The following is a 19,145-nucleotide window of genomic DNA, read 5'->3' on the forward strand; positions in this document are numbered from 1 at the left end:
GGGAGCGGGGCAAAGGGGCGCTATAACAAGTTTTAGAATTTCTAATGATAAAGAAATTATATGAGAGGGGGAACAACAATGGCAGAAAATAAACAATTGAAAGTTACTATTTTATACGATAATACAGTGTATGATAAAGATCTCCAAGCTAATTGGGGATTTTCTGCTTTGATTGAAGTAGAAAAAGCACCTAAGATACTTTTCGATACCGGTGGAAGTGGAGAGATTTTGTTAAACAACATGAAAAAGTTAGGAGTTGATCCAACTACAATAGACGAGGTTTTTATATCTCACAACCACTATGATCATGTGGGCGGTTTGTCGGGTTTTCTCTCAAAAAACCCCGATGTAACGGTTTACGTTCCTCCATCTTTTAGGGGAGTGAAAAATGCAAAAGAAGTTATTACCATAAAAGGTCTTACTGAAATACATGAAGGCATTTATTCCACTGGAGAATTAGAAGGGATAGAACAATCTCTTTGTGTAAAAACTGAAAAAGGAATAATAGTAATAGCTGGATGCTCTCATCCAAAGATGGAAAATATATTGAAAACCGCTTCAACATTTGGAGATGTCTATGGAATAATTGGGGGGTTACACGGAACACCTGCAGAATCTTTGAAAGGTTTAAAACTAATTTGTGCAACACATTGTACCCAACACAAAGAAGATATTAAAAAGCTTTTTCCAGAAGCGTATATAGAAGGTGGTGCAGGAAAGGTTATTGAAATTTAAAAAATTTGAAAGAATTAATTAGTGGTAAGAATTATGAGTGATTTCTGGATTTTCATCAAATTAGGTTTTGTTTGTTTAAATAGTTGCTAAATTTAGGAATTCCAAAGATTGTAAAAAAACGAAAATTGGAGGGATACAATTTTGAAAATAAGCATAATAGGAACGGGAAGAGTGGGTTCAAGTACCGCTTTTGCTTTAATAAACGCAGCGGTTGCTGACGAGATCGTTCTTTACGACCTCAACAAAGAAATGGCTGAAGGTGAAGCATTGGATTTATTACATGCTACAACTTTTCACAAAAGAATGACCATAAGGGCTGGGGAGTATAGCGATATAGAAGGAAGCGATATAGTAATTATTACAGCAGGAGCCGCACAAAAGCCTGGCGAAACAAGGTTAGATTTGACCATAAAAAATGCTAAAATAATAAAAGGCATTTCAGAGAACATAAAAAAATATGCTCCAAATGCGTTGATAATAAATATTACTAACCCTGTTGATGTTATGAGCTATGTGGTATGGAAAGTAACTGGTTTTGAATCTAAGAGGGTAATTGGAACTGGAACTATATTGGACACTGCAAGGCTGAGAGCCTTAATAGGTAAAAATTGTGGGGTTTCTCCAATGAGTGTTCACGCCTACATAATAGGGGAACATGGTGACTCAGAGTTAGCGGCTTGGAGTTCGGCAATGATTGGAGGTGTTCCAATTAAAGGTTTTTGCCGTAATTGCCCGTACAAAGATAACTGTAATAAAGATCTGAGTAAGATTTTTGAAGATGTAAAAAATTCTGCTTACAATATAATAAGCAAAAAAGGTGCAACCAATTATGGAATAGCTTCAGCAACAACTGCACTGGTAGAATCGATAATTAAGAATGAAGGTAGGGTATATACCCCTTCCGTGTTGTTGGATGATATGTACATAGGGTATCCAGCGGTTATAAACAAGGACGGAGTGGAACGAACTATCGATATAACTTTGAATGATGAGGAAACAGAAAAGTTTGAAAGTTCAAAAAATATAATCAAAGAGTATCTTGAATCAATCAAAAACTTGCTTTAAGGGGGAGAGCGACTATGAAAAAGTCTTTAAGTATATTTTTGTTGCTTATACTGTTTTCTATGACTCTCTATTCAATCGAATATGTAACCCTATCGTCAGAATTAACGGAAAACTTAAGTGGAAGGGTAAGTATTCCATTTTTTTACGGTACAAAGGATGCACCAAGTGCCTTTCTTTTAAATAGTTACTTAGCAAAAGATGTTGAAGATTTCTTAAGTGAATATCTCGATGAGTCTTATAGCTTTAGAAATAGTACAGAGGATTCTAAAGGACCTTACGTTGAAGTGATAATAGAATCAGAAGTTGGATTTGTTTCAGATAGTTTTGTGAGCTTTTATGCGGACTATTTTTCTTTTGTTTATCTACAAGCTCATCCAATGACTACGAGAGAAACGTACAATTATGATCTAACTCTCAGTAAATTCCTCAATCTATACGATTTCTTAGATTTATATAGTGACGACACAGGTGAATCTTTTCAAATAATCAAAGAAACCATAATCGAAGAAATAAATTCAGACCCTAAAATTTATTTTAATGTTGATGAAACTCTAGACACGATAGGGTATGATAGAGATTATTATATTACAAATGAAGATCTGGTAATAATCTACCAGCTTTATGAAATTGCCCCATATTCATCTGGTATAAGAGAGTTCAAAATACCCCTTAAAGAATTAGGCATAGAAATTCAATAGGATTTTTATAACTATTTACCAAGAAACAAGGAAACATTAGCCCCTTTTTGGTGTAACAAACCCTAAAGAATAAATGACGATAATTATTATCCTAAAGGCTATTACAATTGCTGAACCTCACCGTTTTGGAAGGTAACCAACAAGCTCTTGGTTATAAAAGGGGAACGAGCATATGGCAAAAAAGAAAAAAGTATTTCTTACAGGTGCTACAGGGGTGATGGGTTCTTGTGGGTTAAAAGAGTTGTTGAAAGAACCGGAAAAATTTGATGTAGTTATTTTGGTAAGACCATTAGTAAAGGATAAAGAAATGCTCAAGCAGTATGTAGGATTGGGAAATTTGAAGATTGTTTGGGGTGATTTGACTAATTATGAGGATGTAAAAGTATGTGTTCAAAGTTCGGACATAGTTTTACATGTAGGAGCTTTGGTATCTCCCGAGGCTGACTATTATCCTAAACAAACAATGAAGGTTAACTATGGTTCGACGGTTAATATCATTCGTGCAATAAAAGAAAGTCCTAATAGAAATAAGATAAAGTTAGTATATATCGGAACCGTTGCCGAATACGGTGATAGAATGCCTCCTATTCACTGGATCAGTAGGGGCGATCCCATAAAGCCTAGTATTCATGATTATTATGCTGTTTCAAAAGTGGCAGCGGAAAGAGCCGTGATCGAATCCGGATTGAAGTATTGGGTATCTTTGAGGCAAACAGGAATTTTCTCATCCCATATGGTCGAAATTAAGGATGGTATCATATTTCATAATCCCTTAAATAATGTGCTAGAATATGTTAGTGATCAGGACTCTGGTGTTCTTCTTAAAAATGTTTGTGAGGATTTACCAGAAGATTTTTGGGGACATATTTATAATATAGGTGGTGGTGAGCGTTGTAGGCTCAGTACTTACCAGATGTTTAAAAAAATGTTTGAGATGATGGGTATAACTAAACTTGAATACGTGATTGATGCTAATTGGTTTGCAATCCGAAATTTTCATGGTGGTTATTTTCTCGATTCTGATAAGTTGGAGGAATACATGAATTTCAGGAGCCAAGGTTCAGAATACTTTTTTGATCTTTATCGAGGGGAAAACGCAAGAGCCATAAAAGTCGCAAAAATCATCACGAAAATTCCAGGTGATCAGAAACTTGTAGTTAAAATCACAAGAAAGAAGTTTGAGAAAATAGCGAGAACAGACCATGGTCCGTTGAATTGGGTGGAAAACAATAAACTCGAGTATATTGAGCCGTTTTTCATTTCAAAGGAGCATAGAGAGGCAATATCTCCAAGCATGAAAGTCTTTAAACCTTATACAGATTATGATAGAGTGGTACACATAGACCCTGGCTATGATGAAACAAAACCCGAAAACAGTCTGGATATCACAGATATAAAAAAGGCAGCTCGGTTTCGAGGCGGTGAATGTTTGTCTCAGCATATGACTAAAGGAGACATGCAAACAAAGCTTTTATTTAAATGTGCTTTTGGTCATGTATTTGAGGCAAGTCCAAAGCTTGTCTTGGAAGGAGGGCATTGGTGTCCTCAGTGTGAGCGAGAAAGCTGGAACTATCACGAACTCGCCAAGAGAAGTGAGTTTTTTGCTCAAGTATGGTATCCACTGCACAGCAAGGATGAACCAAGTAGAATGTATCCGAAGATTGTGAATGAACTTGGTTGTGAGTGATACTTAAAAATAATTTGGAAAAGTCGTGCGACTGACTATAAAATAGTAGATATCATTGTGAAGAAAGAAGCTTTGTTAGTGAGAATATATTATTGGTATTGAATGAAGTGCCCTTTTGGGAATTATAAATATATGAGCTCAAAAATAAAATAATTAATGGAGGGAAAACAACAACATGGATGTAATAGAAATAATCAAACAAAGAAGAAGCATCAGAAAGTTCAAGCAAGATCCCATCGATGATGAAATATTGAAAGAGTTAGTAGATTGTGCAAAGTTAGCCCCTTGCGCTTCAAATAAACAACCATTAGAGTTTATAGTTGTAAAAGATAAAGAAATTTGCGATAAAGTCTTTGAAAATTTAGGTTGGGCTAGCTACATATCCCCAAAAGGGACTCCTAAAGAAGGAGAAAAGCCAACCGCATACATTTTTATTTTAGTCAACAAACATAGAGCCACGAAATGGATTGGTCACGATATAGGAGCTGCCTTTGAAAATATCTTGTTAGCTGCATGGTCAAAAGGTATAGGTGGATGCCCTATCGTTACCATCAACAGGGAAAATGTAAGAAAAATTCTAAACGTCCCTGATGGCTATGAGATCGATACAGTAATTCCCTTAGGTTATAAAGGGCATGAATCTTTTGCAGAGGATAACGATGAGACGGTTAAATATTATATAGACGAGAACAGCAATTTCCACGTTCCAAAACGGCCTCTTGAAAAGGTTATTCATTTTGATAAATTTTGATTATAATTATTGGTGAGGAACATAGGAGGACAACAAATGGCTCAAAATAACCTTGATACTAAAAGAGTTATAAATGTCGGAGAATATTAAACCAATGTCGTACGAATGATTGCAAGAATATCTCAATAGAAACATAGAAAAAAATTAAAAAGGGGTGGAAATTTTGTTCGAAATATCCGAGAAAAAGAAGTTAGCTCAAGATGTGTACAGTGTTTGGGTTGAAGCACCAAAGATAGCAGCACATGCACAACCTGGTCAGTTTGTTATAGTTATAGCAGAAGAAGAAGGAGAAAGAATTCCTCTAACTATAGTGGATAAAACTGAAGATAAGATAAGACTCATATTTCAGGTGGTTGGTAAAAGTACGAAGAAAATGGCAACTTTTGAAAATGGAGATTCCTTTGCCCATGTTGTAGGACCTTTGGGTAACCCTTCAGAAATCGATTATTATGGGACGGTATTATTGATTGGTGGAGGTATTGGTGTTGCTCCAATTTTACCTATTTTAAAAGCGTTGAAAGAAAAAGGCAACAGGGTAATATCGATTATGGGAGCAAGAACCGGGGATCTTTTAATTTTAGAAGATGAGTTTTCACAGCTTTCTGATAAGTTGATAGTAACCACAGATGATGGATCAAAAGGTATGAAAGGTTTGGTTACCGATGGCATGAAAAAGGTAGTTTCAGATGGAGAAAAAATAGATAAGGCTTGGGCTATCGGACCAGTTATAATGATGAAATTTGCTACAAAGACCGCTCAAGAACTTGGTTTCCCAATAATAGTGTCTTTGAACCCAATTATGGTAGATGGAACAGGAATGTGTGGTGGTTGTAGGGTAACAGTTGGAGATAGCGTTAAATTTGCCTGTGTGGATGGTCCTGAATTTGAAGGTGAGCTCGTTGAATGGGATGAATTGTTAAAGAGACTGGGGCAGTACAAAGTCGAGGAAAAGGAGTCTTTAGAAGAAAAAAAGAAAAAACGTCCAAAAAAGATTTTGAGGAATAAAGTTCCTGTGAAAAAACAACCTCCCGAAGAGAGAAAGCACAACTTTCAAGAGGTTGCATATGGTTATTGTTTAGAAGAGGCTATGATGGAAGCCGATAGATGCCTACAATGTCCTGATAGTGCATATAATTGTATAACCGGATGTCCTGTTGGTGTGGATATAAGAGGTTTTATAAGAGAGTTGAGAGAAGGTAATCTTGCCAAATCTGCAGAAATACTGAAGAGTTACAACAATTTACCGTCTATTTGTGGAAGGGTTTGTCCGCAGGAGAATCAGTGTGAAGGTGCATGTACCTTAGGTAAATCAGGTGCTTTTGAACCAGTTGCCATAGGTAGATTAGAAAGGTTTGTGGCGGATTGGGAAAGAGTTCAAAGAAAAAGTGAAAAGAATGATATCCAAGTGTCTAAAAACAATATCAAAGGGAAGGTTGCTGTTGTAGGTGCAGGACCTTCGGGACTAACGGTGGCAGCAGATTTGGCAAAGATGGGATATTACGTAAAAATTTTTGAAGCCTTACACAAACCAGGAGGAGTTCTGACTTATGGTATCCCTGAGTTTAGGCTTCCAAAAGAGATAGTTTTTGAAGAAGTCGAATATGTTAAATCATTAGGAGTGGAAATTGAGACGGATGTTGTTGTAGGAAAGACAATTACAATAGATGAAATGAGAGAAGAGTTCGACGCTATATTTATAGGAACAGGTGCGGGAACCCCCAGATTCTTGAATATCCCAGGAGAAAATTTGAATGGGGTTTACTCCTCAAGTGAATTCTTAACAAGGGTGAATTTGATGAAAGCCTATGAGTTCCCTTTGGTTGATACTCCCGTTAAGGTAGGCAAACATGTGGTAGTAGTTGGTGCAGGCAACGTCGCGATGGATGCTTCAAGATCGGCGTTAAGGCTTGGTGCCGAAACCGTAACAGTGGTGTATAGAAGATCGGAGGAAGAGATGCCAGCAAGAAAAGAAGAATATGAAAACGCCGTTGAAGAGGGAATCAATTTTATGTGGCTGACTAATCCAATAGAGTGTAAAGGAAACGAAAAGGGAGAATTGACAAGTGTTGTCTGTCAAAAGATGAAACTGGGAGAAGCCGATTCTTCTGGTAGAAGAAGACCAATCCCCATTGAAAATAGTTATGTTGAAATACCCGCAGATCTTTTTATAGTTGCTATAGGTCAAGAGTCAAACAAGGTATTACTCAACGCATTTCCTGAATTGAAACTGAATAAATGGGGTTATATAGAGGCAGATCCCGTTACCGGTGCTACTTCTGTTGAAGGAGTTTGGGCAGGTGGAGATATAGTTACAGGTGCAGCAACCGTTATCGAGGCAATGGGTGCAGGTAAAAGAGCTGCTAAGGCAATAGATGAATATATTTCATCGAAGGTAGGAAAATTTTGATGGATTTTGAGGAAGAAAATAGAATGATGGTTGAGTATCAGTTAAAAAGAAGAGGCATAAGCGATGAAAAGGTTCTAAATGCTTTTTTGAAGGTTAAAAGACATTTGTTTGTTCCAAAAAATCTTGAGAGGTCTGCATATGATGATTGCCCTTTGCCTATTGGCGAAGGGCAAACTATTTCTCAGCCTTATATAATCGGCTTAATGCTTCAATTATTAGAGTTAAAAGAAAACGACGTAGTTTTAGAAATAGGTACGGGCTCTGGTTATCAAACGGTTTTACTGGTAGAGATAGCACGTTTTGTTTATACGATAGAACGGAATGAAATATTAGCTCAAAGAGCAAAAAGTAAATTTGAAGAATTAGGATATAAAAACATTGTTTTAGAGGTTGGGGATGGAACAAAAGGGTGGACAAAAGAAAAGGTTGAGTTTGACGGAATCATAGTTTCAGCGGCAGCTCCAAAAGTTCCTGATCCTTTGTTTTCTCAACTAAAAGTTGGTGGAAGAATGGTAATTCCAATTGGCTCTAGAACCTTTCAACGTTTACATAAAATAACTAAGTTAGAGGATGGAAATATGAAGGTTGAATACTCTGATGGTTGTATGTTTGTGCCTTTAATAGGTGAATATGGTTGGTGAGACTGTTTGTTAATAATAAAATATCCCGCGAAAAGCGGGATATTTTATTATTAGTATGGGAAAGTTATCTCAGGAACTTCAAATGATCCAATTTGGGAAGGATCTGATGGTATTATCAATTTGCCTTCTTTTATCAATTTTTTTAGATATTCGATTTCTACAAAGTATCTAATGGGTACCATGCTTCTTGTGTATTTCATTGGCGTTATACTTACTCCGTCTTCTTTCATGCCTAATCTAAAGACACCAGATTCAAATGTTCTAACGGACATGGAGGCTTGAATGCCCTCAAAAGCAGCTGTGTCAACCCTTTTCATTGCACTTGTTAATACGTAACCCGGAGCCATGTAATCTTGGTCTACATCCACACCTATTGCAAAGTAGTTTTTTTCTAATTCATAGTATTTGTCGATGATTTGCTCTAAAGGGGCGTTTTTGGGTAGATCGTATAGATTACTTCCTTTTTCTTTAGCAGCATCAATTACCCCATTACCCGTTGGCCCAGACGCATGAAAAACAATATCTGCACCGTTTTCCATCTGTGTTAGGGCTAAACTTTTTCCTAAAGCAGGGTCGTTGAATGTGTTCGCATAACCTGATATGACTTGGACATCTTCGTTATGTAATTCATTGTATACTTTAACCCCTGCTGCGTAGCCAGCTTCGTATTTGGTGACGGCAGGAACAGGAACACCTCCTATAAACCCTACTTTTCCTGTTTTGGTCATCATTGCAGCCAAATAACCTGCCGGGAAGCTTGATTCATGCTCGTTGAAAACATAGCAAACTACGTTTGAAGGGACTATTTGTCCAGGAGATGGTTCGATATCTATCCCTACAAAATAAACATCAGGAAATTGAGGAGCTACGTTGAACAAAACATCTGTCATCATAAAGCCCACGGCTATTACAACGTCTGAATCTCTTGCAGCGTTAGATAGATTTGGTAAATAATCAGTTTGTTCAGATGATTGGATTACTGCGATTTCTACCCCTAATTCATCCCTTGCTCTTAAAACGCCTTGCCATGTTCCGTCGTTGAAAGATTTGTCTCCTAATCCTCCTACGTCGGTGACCATGGTTACTTTGAAAGCAAAAATAGTAGAAAATAAGAACAAAACAACAAAGAAAACACTTAGGTACTTTTTCATAAAAATCGCCTCCTATGTGGTTTATAATATTATAGCATATTTATGTTTTAAAGTTTTACGAAGAGTAATTTTATGATTTAATGATATTTTGATGATATAATATAAAAAAGAATTAAATAAAGGATGGGGAGTTTGAATGAAGGTTAAAAACTCCTTTTCCTTACGAATGCGGAGCTGGGATGAAGAATAAAGATCCTTTATCTTCATGGGTGGGAAGCGGGGCGAAGGGGTGCTAATGCATGTTTTAAAGTTCCTAAAGATAGTAAAAATATAATAAGAAAAGTAGTGAGGAGATGCTTATGAAAAAGGTTCTATTGATATTTTGTATATTACTTCTTCCATTTTCCCTTTCTCTATCTTTTAATTCTCCAAGCTTTATCTGGAATTACGTTAGCAGTTATCAAACAAATGAACTAATTTATTGGAAAGTCAAATATACCAAAAATTTAATAGAGCTTATTGAAGATTATTTGCCATTTTTAGAAAAATCAGGCATATCTTTTCCTAAAAACTTCAAATGTTGAAGTTCATTTTATTGATGTTGGCCAAGGTGATTCAGTTTATATAAAATTACCGAATAATGTTGATATTTTAATTGACGGTGGTAATAATTGGTATGGTGACGATGTAGTTACTTACCTCAAATCCCAAGATGTTGATGATATAGAGTATTTGATAGCTACTCATCCTGATGCAGACCATATAGGTGGGTTAGATGATGTTTTAAAAGCTTTTGAAGTTGAAAATGTGTATGCCCCGGATGTTTCCCACACCACGAAAACCTATAATGATTTTGTCTTAGAAGTGAGAAACGAAGGAACCTACATTAAAACAACTAAGGCTGGGATTACTTTAATTAACCCTGCTTTAGCGGCAGTTATAGGTTGCCCTTCATTCAGTAATGTGTATCTTCTTGGACCGGTGAAAAATTATGGAACAGATCTTAATTCTTGGAGTGCTGTTATGAAGTTAGATTTTGGAATTTCTTCTTATCTTTTCACTGGAGATGCCGATAGAATTTCTGAAAAAGATATGATAGATAACGGTATGTTTTTAAATGCAGATGTTCTTAAGGTTGGCCATCATGGATCCAATTCTTCGACCTCGCAAGAGTTTTTAAAAGAAGTTAATCCAAAATATGCGGTTATATCTGTTGGTAAAAATAATAATTACGGTCACCCAGCACAGGAAATATTAGAAAGATTGGAAATGTATAAGGTAGATCTTTTTCGTACAGATTTGCAGGGACATATTATAGCTATTAGTGATGGGAATAAAATAAATTTTAACGTTGAACCAATTAACACTGTTAATTTTATGGAAGATGCTCAAGAATCAGCACCACAAAAAACTTCTATATTGATTACGAACTTAGATGTGTCTGATGAGAAGGTCACTATTTGTAACAAGACTGACGAAGACGTTGATTTAACAGGATGGGTTTTGGTTAGCGAAGTTGGAAACCAAAAGTTTAATTTTCCAGATGGATATATACTTAAAGCTGGAAAATGTGTGAATATTTTGTCAGGCCGTAACGCAATAGATGAACCTCCAACTAATTTAAAATGGACAGGAGCTTATATTTGGAATAACGATGGAGATATTGCAGCCCTATACGATGCAGAAGGGATACTAATAAGTAGGGTTGAATTCTAAGGTTTTGTCGACTATAATAATAAAAAATAGTTGTAAATTGTGATTTTATGTTAAAAAAAATGCTTGAAAAAAGAGATTACTTATGTTATAATTTTTATGCTCAGATGAAGTTTTTATATTTATGGGGTCGTGGCGCAGCTGGGAGCGCGCTACCATGGCACGGTAGAGGTCGTGGGTTCAAGTCCCATCGACTCCACCAATATGAGGGAAATATTCCCTCATTTTTTATATATTAAATCTTTCATCATGGGTGGTCTGTGGGGTGAAAGAGCGCAAACCTATATAGAATAAATATTTTAAAAACTAAATAATTTTAAATGGGTTACAGGGCAAGGCCCCAGCGAAGGGGCACTAACCCAATTTTTTAAAGATAATATTCACCAGGGTAAGGAGGCAGAGAAATGGAAGAGTATCTCACTTTTGATGATGTGTTGTTACTACCACAGTATAGTGAAGTTGTACCGAGTAGGGTTGATACAACATCTCGTTTAGTAAAAAATATCCATTTAAAAATCCCCTTTCTTTCTGCAGCTATGGATACTGTGAGTGAATCTCAAATGGCAAAAGCCATGGCAAGAGAAGGTGCCGTTGGGGTTATTCATAAAAATATGTCGATTGAACAGCAAGCCTACGAGGTTTCAAAGGTAAAAAAGACAGAGAACGGGATTATATACGATCCCATTACAATTACTCCCGATACAACCGTTAAAGAAGCTGAAAAGATCATGAGAGAGTACAGAATTGGCGGATTGCCAGTTGTGGATAATGATAAAGTTCTTTTAGGAATATTGACCAATAGAGATATTAGATTCGAGCAAAATATGGAAAAAAGTGCCAAAGAATTGATGACTCCCTACGAAAATTTAGTTGTAGCTGGTTCACATATATCTTTGGAAGAAGCAAAAGAGATACTTCATCAGAATAAGATAGAGAAATTGCCTATTGTAGATGATAAAAGACATATAAAGGGTTTAATAACAATAAAGGATATTACTTCTGTAATCGAAAACCCAAACGCAACTAGAGATGATAAAGGGCGTTTAGTTGTTGGAGCTGCTGTTGGTGTTTCAGATGGTTTACAAAGAACGCAAGAATTAGTGAATGCGGGGGTTGATTTTGTCGTTTTAGATTCCGCACATGGACATACAAAAAATATTATTGAAATTTTAAAAAAGATAAAAAAAAGATTTCCAGAACTCCCTGTAATTGCTGGAAATATAGCCACTGCTGAAGCTGCCAAGATGTTAATAGAAAGTGGAGCCGATGCAGTAAAAGTTGGAATTGGACCAGGTTCTATATGTACTACGAGAGTTATTTCTGGGGTTGGGGTACCACAATTAACTGCAATTATGAAGGTTTCAGAAGAAGCGAATAAATACAATATCCCTGTTATAGCTGACGGCGGAATAAGATATTCTGGTGATATCGTTAAGGCTTTAGCAGCAGGGGCTTCTACTGTGATGATGGGAAGTATTTTTGCAGGTACTGAAGAAGCACCTGGCGAAACGGTAATCTATCAAGGCAGGAAGTTTAAAACATACAGAGGGATGGGTTCAATAGCAGCAATGGAAAAAGGGAGCAAAGATAGATATTTTCAAGAAGAGACACCAAATGAGAAGCTTGTGCCAGAAGGTGTTGAAGCTATGGTAGCATACAAAGGTGAGGTAAAAGATGTTATAATACAATTAGTTGGAGGAGTCAAAGCTGGAATGGGATATGTTGGTGCAAGTGATATCAAGGAATTACAGCAAAAGGCTAAATTTATAAAAATTACTACGGCAAGTATAACTGAAGGACATCCACATGATGTAAAAATCACACGTGAAGCTCCAAATTATTTCTTTTCATCTTAGTTATTGATTTATGACGGATAGTAGGCTGATCTTTCACCTGCTTAAAGGGGCTGGCAGCGGGGTCAAGGGATAAAAATTCTTTTATCCTCACGGGTGGGGAGCGGGGCAAAGGGGCGCTAAAATAAAGTTTCTAATGAGTATATTTTAATGGAGAGGAAGTTATATGCAAACAAAAAACATTTTAGATTTTGAATATTCAGATTTGCAAAGTTATTTGCTCAATGAATTAGGACTTGAAAAGTTCAGAACTGATCAAATTTGTGATTGGATTTATAAGAAAAGAGTTTTTGATTTTGAATCAATGACTAATTTATCTAAAGACGATAGACAAAAACTCAGTGATAACTTTAAAATATCTATTCCTCATATTATTAAAAAACAGGTATCAAAGATAGATGGAACTACTAAGTATCTTTTGGAGTTAGAGGATAGAAACACGGTTGAAGCGGTAATTATTTACTATCCTTCAAGAACGATCGCATGTATTTCAACACAAGTTGGTTGTCCTTTGAAATGCTCATTTTGTTCTACAGGACAAAGCGGTTACGTTAGAAATTTATCGACAGGTGAAATAATTGGTCAATTGTTAGCTATGGAAAAAGATAAAGAGATGGATGTAAAAAACGTTGTATACATGGGAATGGGTGAACCATTATTGAATTTTAACAACGTTGTTCAAAGCGTTGAGATCTTAAACCATCCAAAGATGAAAAAGTTAGGAGCAAGACATATAACCATTTCAACTGCCGGAATACCTCACAAAATTGAAGAACTGGGTGATTTGAGCAAAGAGTTTCGGCTTTCTGTCTCGCTTCATGCACCAACGAATCTTCAAAGAGATCAAATAATGCCAATAAATCATAAGTATCCTGTAGAGCAGGTGATTCAGTCATGCCGAATTTATCAGGAAAAAACAAAAAAGAGGGTCACTTTTGAGTATATTTTGATAAAAGGATTTAATGATTCAAAAGAAGATGCCTTAAAATTAGTTGAACTGTTTGGTGACCTGAAAGTGATGGTTAATTTAATTCCTGTCAATGCAAATCCAGCAGGGTTTGAAAAGCCTTCGAAAAGATTTATTCAGGCTTTTTTAGATACTCTTATAAAGAATGGAATTGATGCTGTTATACGTGCCGAGAAAGGTAGCGATATATCAGCTGCTTGTGGTCAATTAAGGACCAGAGAGTTAAAAGAAGTTAATAGGTGAAAATAATGATTAAAATAAGGAAATTAATAAAAAATTTGATATTTTTTATTCTAGGAATAGTTGCCGCGGGAATACTCGCCTTTTTTTTCATGACAGTTTTTGTCAATAGTTCGAATACGGTGGAGATTCCTTATTTGATTGGAGAAGATAAAAAAGTAGCAGTTTCTTCTTTAGAGGAATTAAATTTAATTCCAAACGTAGTAGGTAACGGAGAAAAAGTTTTGTATACCGATCCTGAACCTGGTACAAAGGTAAAAGAGGGTCATCATGTAATAGTTCAACTTAGAGAGATGAATACTCTGAAGATTCCTGATCTGATTGGAATACCGTCTGGAGTAGCACAACAGTTTCTAAGTGAATACAACATAACTTTTGAAATTAGAAATCAATTAACTTATAAACCTGAAGATAATGATGTAGTACTGAACATGTCTCCAACACCAGGAAATAATTATAATGGAGAAAAGGTGATTCTCTATATTGGTGAATATGAAGGGAGTAATCAATGAGTTGGAGAAGGGGTATAGTTGTTAGATTTCATTCGGATATGGTATCCGTTCAAGATTTGGAAACTAATCAAAAAGTTAACTGTTTCCTACCTGGCAGATTTAAATTACAGAAGATTCGACCAATTGTTGGCGATTATGTAGAGTATTCTAAGGACCAAAATTATAGTTATGGAAGAATTGAAAACATTTTAGAGAGAAAAAATGAATTGTACAGGCCCAGGGTTGCTAACTTGGATCAGCTTGTTTTAGTTACGTCAATTAAAGAACCTAAAGTAGATTTGATAGTAATCGATAAAATCATAGTTCTCGCTGAAAAAGAAAATCTGGATATAGTCATAGTGTTAAACAAAACAGATTTGCTTGTCAACGAAGAAGAAAAAAAAGAAATGGAAAGATTTATAGAAATATATGGTAAAATTTATCCTGTAATTCCCACATCGAAAATAACGAAAAATAATTTAGATAGATTAAAGTCCTATTTAAAAAACAAAGTATCGACCTTCGCAGGCCCTTCTGGAGTTGGAAAGTCTAGTTTATTGAATGTTTTAGACCCAAAATTGAAACTTCGAGAAGGAGAAATCTCCAAAAAATTAGGTAGAGGTAAACATACTACAACGTATGCTGAACTTCTTTATTTTGATTTTGGAGGATATATAGTTGATACACCTGGTTTTTCGAGTTTAGAGTTAAGGGGAATAAAAAAAGATGAAGTAAGGCGTTATTTCAAAGAGTTTTTGGAATTCGACGGTTTTTGCCAGTTTTCTAACTGTTCTCATACGGTTGAACCTGGTTGTGCAGTTAAAGAGGCTGTGGAAAAGGGACAAATTTCATTTAGCAGGTATACCAATTATTGTCAAATATACGAAGAAATAGAAGATAGTTCACTAAAATTACAATAGAGGTGTTTCAGTTTGATAAAAATATATCCTTCCATTTTAGCTGCTGATTTTTTGAATTTAGCTCAAGAGATAGAGAAAGTTTCTAAAAAAGCTGATGGAATACATCTTGATATTATGGATGGAGTGTTTGTTCCAAATATTACTTTTGGTTTTCCAATCGTGGAATCGATTAGAAAAAAATTTAAAGATATATATTTGGATGCTCATTTGATGATCGTTGAACCAGATAAATATTTAGAAGAATTTTCTAAGTATGTGAATAGCATAACGGTACATTATGAAGCGGTGGTACATCTACATAGAACCATATTAAGGATCAAAGAGTTGGGGTGCGACGCGGGTGTAACTTTAAATCCGCATACTCCCGTGTCACTTTTGGAAGAAATTCTTCCGTATGTCGATAAAGTATTGATTATGTCTGTTAATCCAGGATTTACTGGGCAACATTTTATAGAAAGCACTTACAAAAAAGTAAGAAAATTAAGAAAAATTTCAGATGAAAAGGGACTGAATGTTGAAATAATGGTTGACGGAGGAGTGAATAAACAGAACATTGGGTTACTTCACCAAAGTGGTGTTAACACTTTCATCATTGGTGCGAGTGTGTTTTATTCCGAAAATCCTTCACAAGAGATAATCGAACTAAAAAAGGTGGCTGGAGATTTTGAGTGAGGTGTATTTGGCTACATCAAATAGAAACAAGGTAAGAGAAATCAATGAAATCCTTCAAAATATTGATATAAATGGAAGTATCACTGTTAAATATATATTTGATGAGATAAAAGAAGATGATTTTGAAGTAGAAGAATATGGTGAAACTTATGTAGAAAATTCTGTCATTAAAGCTTGGGCTTATTCAAAATTAATAAAAAAACCAGTTTTTTCGGATGATTCTGGTTTGTCTATAATCTCTCTTGGAGGATTCCCCGGCGTAAACTCTGCAAGGTTCATGGAAAATGAGCCTTATGAGCAGAAGATGAAGGAATTGTTATCAATGCTGGAAAATAAAAAAGATAGAACCGCTTATTTTGCCTGTGCGGCGACGTATTTTGATCCACAGAAAAATTTTTTAGTAACTTGTCAAGAAGAAGTTTATGGTAAAATAGCATTTGAGATAAGGGGTAAGAATGGTTTTGGCTATGATCCCATTTTTATTCCTGATGGATACAATTATACTTTTGGAGAATTAAGCAAAGATGTAAAAAATAGGATAAGTCATAGGGCAAAAGCCATAAAAAAGTTGCTTATTTTTTTAAAAAGTGCTAAAATATTAGGCAATAAGGAATAATTTTTTATTGTGTAGATTCAAAAGTGGATATTTTTTTGGTTTTATGGTATAATTGCGTTGAAGTTCTGTAGAATGATGATTTAAGAATCTTTATTTGTGAAAGGGGGAATGTTTGTGAATAAGAAGGATTTAGTTGATGCTTTCGCAAAGAAAGCTAACGTAACAAAGAAAGATGCAGAAAGTTATATTGATGCTTTTGTTGATGTAGTGTCTGAGGCTTTAAGTAAGGGTGAAGAGGTTAAGTTAGTTGGTTTTGGAACTTTCAAAGTTCAGAAAAGAGCAGCGAGAAAAGGTGTTAACCCACAAACTGGAAAAGCTATTAAGATTCCAGAAAAGATGGTTCCAAAATTTGTTCCCGGTAAAGAATTAAAAGATATGGTGAAGTAAATTCCAAAAAATGGGCAGGCTTCCTGCCCATTTTTTTATGATAAAGACGTGATCACATGGGAGGGTTTCAAGTGATCTGGGCAATTTCGGATATCCACGGTATGTACGATACTTTAATTTCGCTTTTAAAACAAACACAGATCAAAGATTCTGACACGATGATTTTTCTTGGTGATTATGTGGATAGAGGGCCTGATTCAAAAAAAGTATTGGATCTTTTGATTACTTTAAGCAAACAGAGGAATCGTATCTTTCTAAAAGGAAATCATGACGATATGATGGTCGACTATTACCAAAAAACTCATGAGTATGGTGAAGGTGTCTGGTTTTACAATGGTGCCTTATCGACAATAAGAAGTTTCAATAACAATATTGAGGAAGAGTACATAAACTTTTTAAAAGAGCTACCTTTGTATTGTGAGATAGAAGTAAGAGATGAGAAATATTTATTTGTACATGCCGGAGTAAATCCAGAAAAACCACTTTCCAAACAAGATAAATGGGATTTGTTATGGATAAGAGATGAATTTTTAAGTATGTCTGAAAGGTATTATAATTACACCGTTATTCATGGACACACTCCAACATTGTATCTAACAGGTGAAGATAAAATCTTTGTGAAGCGAGATAATAATAAGAAAATAATAAGTGTAGATATAGATACGGGATGTGTGTACGGTGGGAAGTTGACGGCGTTTGGAATCACCGAGGATAATAAACATGTAGTTTTACAGTCTTTTTGAAAAATTGATTTAAACTTCTTTAATCGCCTTTAATTGTCTTTAAATCCTTCTAATTGAAAATACTTCGACTTTCTAACTTTTTCAAAGAGTGATATAATTAAAGCTGAATATTATCTTTCCTCTGAGAGGTGTGAGACAATGCTGAAAAAAATAAAAGATTATTGCAATTATTCCCAAAGCCAGATTTTGAAGCAAATTTTGGAAGATAATGGTATACAAGTATTCTTAAAATCTCCCATAGGAATAGGGGGAGAGTACTTCGGTGAGGGAGCAATTTATGATTTGTATGTTGAAGATAAGGATTTTAGCACAGCAAAAGTTATAATTAGAGAACTTGAGAAAGGAGGAAACACTTTGTCAGAACTTAAAAAGACGCCGCTTTATGAAAGACATATAGAACTTGGAGCCAAGATGGGAGAATTTGTAGGGTGGGAGCTTCCGTTATGGTATTCTTCTATTATTGATGAGCATAACGCCGTAAGAAATTGTATTGGAGTTTTTGATGTATCTCATATGGGTGAATTATTTGTGCAAGGGAAAGATGCTCAAAAATTTGTAAATTACTTGATTACAAATAATGTGGAAAGGGTACCCAATGGCAAAATAGTGTACTCCCCTATGTGTAACGAGGATGGTGGTATTTTAGATGATCTTCTCGCTTATAAATTCAACGAAGAAAAGATCTTGTTGGTAGTCAACGCTTCTAATACTCAAAAAGATTTTGAATGGGTAAAAACACAAGCTTCCTCTTTTAATGTTGATATTATTAACAAGAGTGATGAGTATTGTCAAATAGCTTTTCAAGGTCCAAAATCTCAGGATCAACTACAAAAATATCTTAAAGATATTGATCTGGATAGTATAGAATATTATTCTTTTGAAGTTATACAACTAGAAGGAGAAGAAATAATCTTATCAAGGACAGGATACACAGGTGAAGATGGTTTTGAATTATATCTATCTCCAACAATCGTTGTTAAAGTTTGGGATAAACTTATACAACTTGCTAAAGAGGTTGATGGGAAACCATGTGGTTTGGGAAGCAGGGACACTTTAAGGTTCGAGCCTAAAATGCTCCTTTATGGCAACGATATGGATGAAAATACTACACCGTTGGAGGCAGGCTTAAGATGGACTGTCGATTTTAATAAAGAATTTATTGGTAAGGAAGCTTTACTGAAACAAAAAGAAGAAGGAATCAAAAGAAAATTAGTTGGTATGGAAATACACGACAAGATGCCAGTTAGGCATGGGTATGAAATTTACAAAGACAATGAAAAGATAGGGTTTGTGACAAGTGGTGTAAAGTCTCCTACTTTAGGGAAGAATTTAGCCTTAGGCTATGTAAGTAAAGAATTTTCGAAATCTGGGACCATGGTTAGTATAAAGGCAAGAAACAAATTATTAGAAGCTGAGGTTGTAAAAACTCCGTTTTATAAAGGAAGTGTAAAAAGCACAAAATAAAAAT

19 protein-coding genes and 1 tRNA gene are annotated in these 19,145 nt (G+C 35.3%); 19 read left to right on the plus strand and 1 reads right to left on the minus strand.

Annotation, left to right across the window (positions count from 1 at the left end):
- Window positions 1–78 precede the first annotated feature (78 nt).
- From X927_RS04250 to X927_RS04280, 7 genes are all read left to right on the plus strand, one after another.
- The gene (locus tag X927_RS04250; RefSeq protein WP_103076861.1) at window positions 79–735 is read left to right on the plus strand and encodes an MBL fold metallo-hydrolase; all 657 of its coding nucleotides are present in this window, start codon (window positions 79–81) and stop codon (window positions 733–735) included.
- A 141-nt stretch (window positions 736–876) separates the two neighbouring features.
- Window positions 877–1,800: an L-lactate dehydrogenase gene (locus X927_RS04255; protein WP_103076862.1), complete on the plus strand. Its 924-nt coding sequence runs from the start codon at window positions 877–879 to the stop codon at window positions 1,798–1,800.
- Between the two features lie 14 nt (window positions 1,801–1,814).
- Window positions 1,815–2,498 carry an RsiV family protein gene (locus tag X927_RS04260; protein ID WP_103076863.1) on the plus strand — a complete coding sequence of 228 codons (684 nt, stop codon included), beginning with the start codon at window positions 1,815–1,817 and terminating at the stop codon, window positions 2,496–2,498.
- Between the two features lie 172 nt (window positions 2,499–2,670).
- Window positions 2,671–4,185 carry an NAD-dependent epimerase/dehydratase family protein gene (locus X927_RS04265; protein WP_103076864.1) on the plus strand — a complete coding sequence of 505 codons (1,515 nt, stop codon included), beginning with the start codon at window positions 2,671–2,673 and terminating at the stop codon, window positions 4,183–4,185.
- Window positions 4,186–4,360: 175 nt separating this feature from the next.
- Window positions 4,361–4,936: a nitroreductase family protein gene (locus X927_RS04270; protein WP_103076865.1), complete on the plus strand. Its 576-nt coding sequence runs from the start codon at window positions 4,361–4,363 to the stop codon at window positions 4,934–4,936.
- Window positions 4,937–5,099: 163 nt separating this feature from the next.
- On the plus strand, window positions 5,100–7,343 hold the full coding sequence (locus X927_RS04275) for a bifunctional dihydroorotate dehydrogenase B NAD binding subunit/NADPH-dependent glutamate synthase (RefSeq protein ID WP_103076866.1): 2,244 nt from the start codon (window positions 5,100–5,102) through the stop codon (window positions 7,341–7,343).
- Complete coding sequence (locus X927_RS04280) at window positions 7,343–7,984, plus strand: protein-L-isoaspartate(D-aspartate) O-methyltransferase (RefSeq protein ID WP_103076867.1); 642 nt, start codon at window positions 7,343–7,345, stop codon at window positions 7,982–7,984. Before X927_RS04275 ends, X927_RS04280 begins: the two co-directional genes overlap by 1 nt.
- A 50-nt stretch (window positions 7,985–8,034) precedes the next feature.
- Here the strand turns inward: X927_RS04280 and X927_RS04285 are convergent, their stop codons facing one another.
- Window positions 8,035–9,135: a BMP family lipoprotein gene (locus X927_RS04285; RefSeq protein WP_103076868.1), complete on the minus strand. Its 1,101-nt coding sequence runs from the start codon at window positions 9,133–9,135 to the stop codon at window positions 8,035–8,037.
- A 299-nt stretch (window positions 9,136–9,434) separates the two neighbouring features.
- Between X927_RS04285 and X927_RS04290 the strand changes: the two genes are divergently transcribed.
- From X927_RS04290 to gcvT, 12 genes are all read left to right on the plus strand, one after another.
- Entirely contained in the window at window positions 9,435–9,659 is a 225-nt protein-coding gene (locus tag X927_RS04290) for a hypothetical protein (RefSeq protein WP_103076869.1), read from the plus strand.
- Window positions 9,660–9,669: 10 nt separating this feature from the next.
- Complete coding sequence (locus X927_RS10240) at window positions 9,670–10,791, plus strand: MBL fold metallo-hydrolase (RefSeq protein WP_281255683.1); 1,122 nt, start codon at window positions 9,670–9,672, stop codon at window positions 10,789–10,791.
- A gap of 123 nt (window positions 10,792–10,914) precedes the next feature.
- A tRNA-Ala gene (locus X927_RS04300) sits at window positions 10,915–10,990 on the plus strand.
- A 202-nt stretch (window positions 10,991–11,192) separates the two neighbouring features.
- Window positions 11,193–12,644: an IMP dehydrogenase gene (guaB, locus tag X927_RS04305; RefSeq protein ID WP_103076870.1), complete on the plus strand. Its 1,452-nt coding sequence runs from the start codon at window positions 11,193–11,195 to the stop codon at window positions 12,642–12,644.
- 163 nt (window positions 12,645–12,807) lie between these two features.
- Window positions 12,808–13,851: a dual-specificity RNA methyltransferase RlmN gene (rlmN, locus tag X927_RS04310; protein WP_103076871.1), complete on the plus strand. Its 1,044-nt coding sequence runs from the start codon at window positions 12,808–12,810 to the stop codon at window positions 13,849–13,851.
- Window positions 13,852–13,856: 5 nt separating this feature from the next.
- Complete coding sequence (locus X927_RS04315) at window positions 13,857–14,360, plus strand: PASTA domain-containing protein (RefSeq protein ID WP_103076872.1); 504 nt, start codon at window positions 13,857–13,859, stop codon at window positions 14,358–14,360.
- Window positions 14,357–15,259, plus strand: a complete 903-nt coding sequence (gene rsgA, locus X927_RS04320; RefSeq protein WP_103076873.1) for a ribosome small subunit-dependent GTPase A — start codon at window positions 14,357–14,359, stop codon at window positions 15,257–15,259. Before X927_RS04315 ends, rsgA begins: the two co-directional genes overlap by 4 nt.
- Window positions 15,260–15,271: 12 nt before the next feature.
- On the plus strand, window positions 15,272–15,931 hold the full coding sequence (gene rpe / locus X927_RS04325) for a ribulose-phosphate 3-epimerase (RefSeq protein ID WP_103076874.1): 660 nt from the start codon (window positions 15,272–15,274) through the stop codon (window positions 15,929–15,931).
- Window positions 15,924–16,547, plus strand: a complete 624-nt coding sequence (rdgB, locus tag X927_RS04330) for an RdgB/HAM1 family non-canonical purine NTP pyrophosphatase (RefSeq protein ID WP_103076875.1) — start codon at window positions 15,924–15,926, stop codon at window positions 16,545–16,547. Before rpe ends, rdgB begins: the two co-directional genes overlap by 8 nt.
- Window positions 16,548–16,661: 114 nt before the next feature.
- Complete coding sequence (locus X927_RS04335; protein ID WP_103076876.1) at window positions 16,662–16,934, plus strand: HU family DNA-binding protein; 273 nt, start codon at window positions 16,662–16,664, stop codon at window positions 16,932–16,934.
- 71 nt (window positions 16,935–17,005) lie between these two features.
- Entirely contained in the window at window positions 17,006–17,677 is a 672-nt protein-coding gene (locus X927_RS04340) for a metallophosphoesterase family protein (protein WP_103076877.1), read from the plus strand.
- 354 nt (window positions 17,678–18,031) lie between these two features.
- Window positions 18,032–19,141: a glycine cleavage system aminomethyltransferase GcvT gene (gene gcvT / locus X927_RS04345; RefSeq protein WP_483875169.1), complete on the plus strand. Its 1,110-nt coding sequence runs from the start codon at window positions 18,032–18,034 to the stop codon at window positions 19,139–19,141.
- Window positions 19,142–19,145 lie beyond the last annotated feature (4 nt).

This window comes from Petrotoga mexicana DSM 14811 (genome assembly GCF_002895565.1).
Classification (GTDB): Bacteria; Thermotogota; Thermotogae; order Petrotogales; family Petrotogaceae; genus Petrotoga; species Petrotoga mexicana.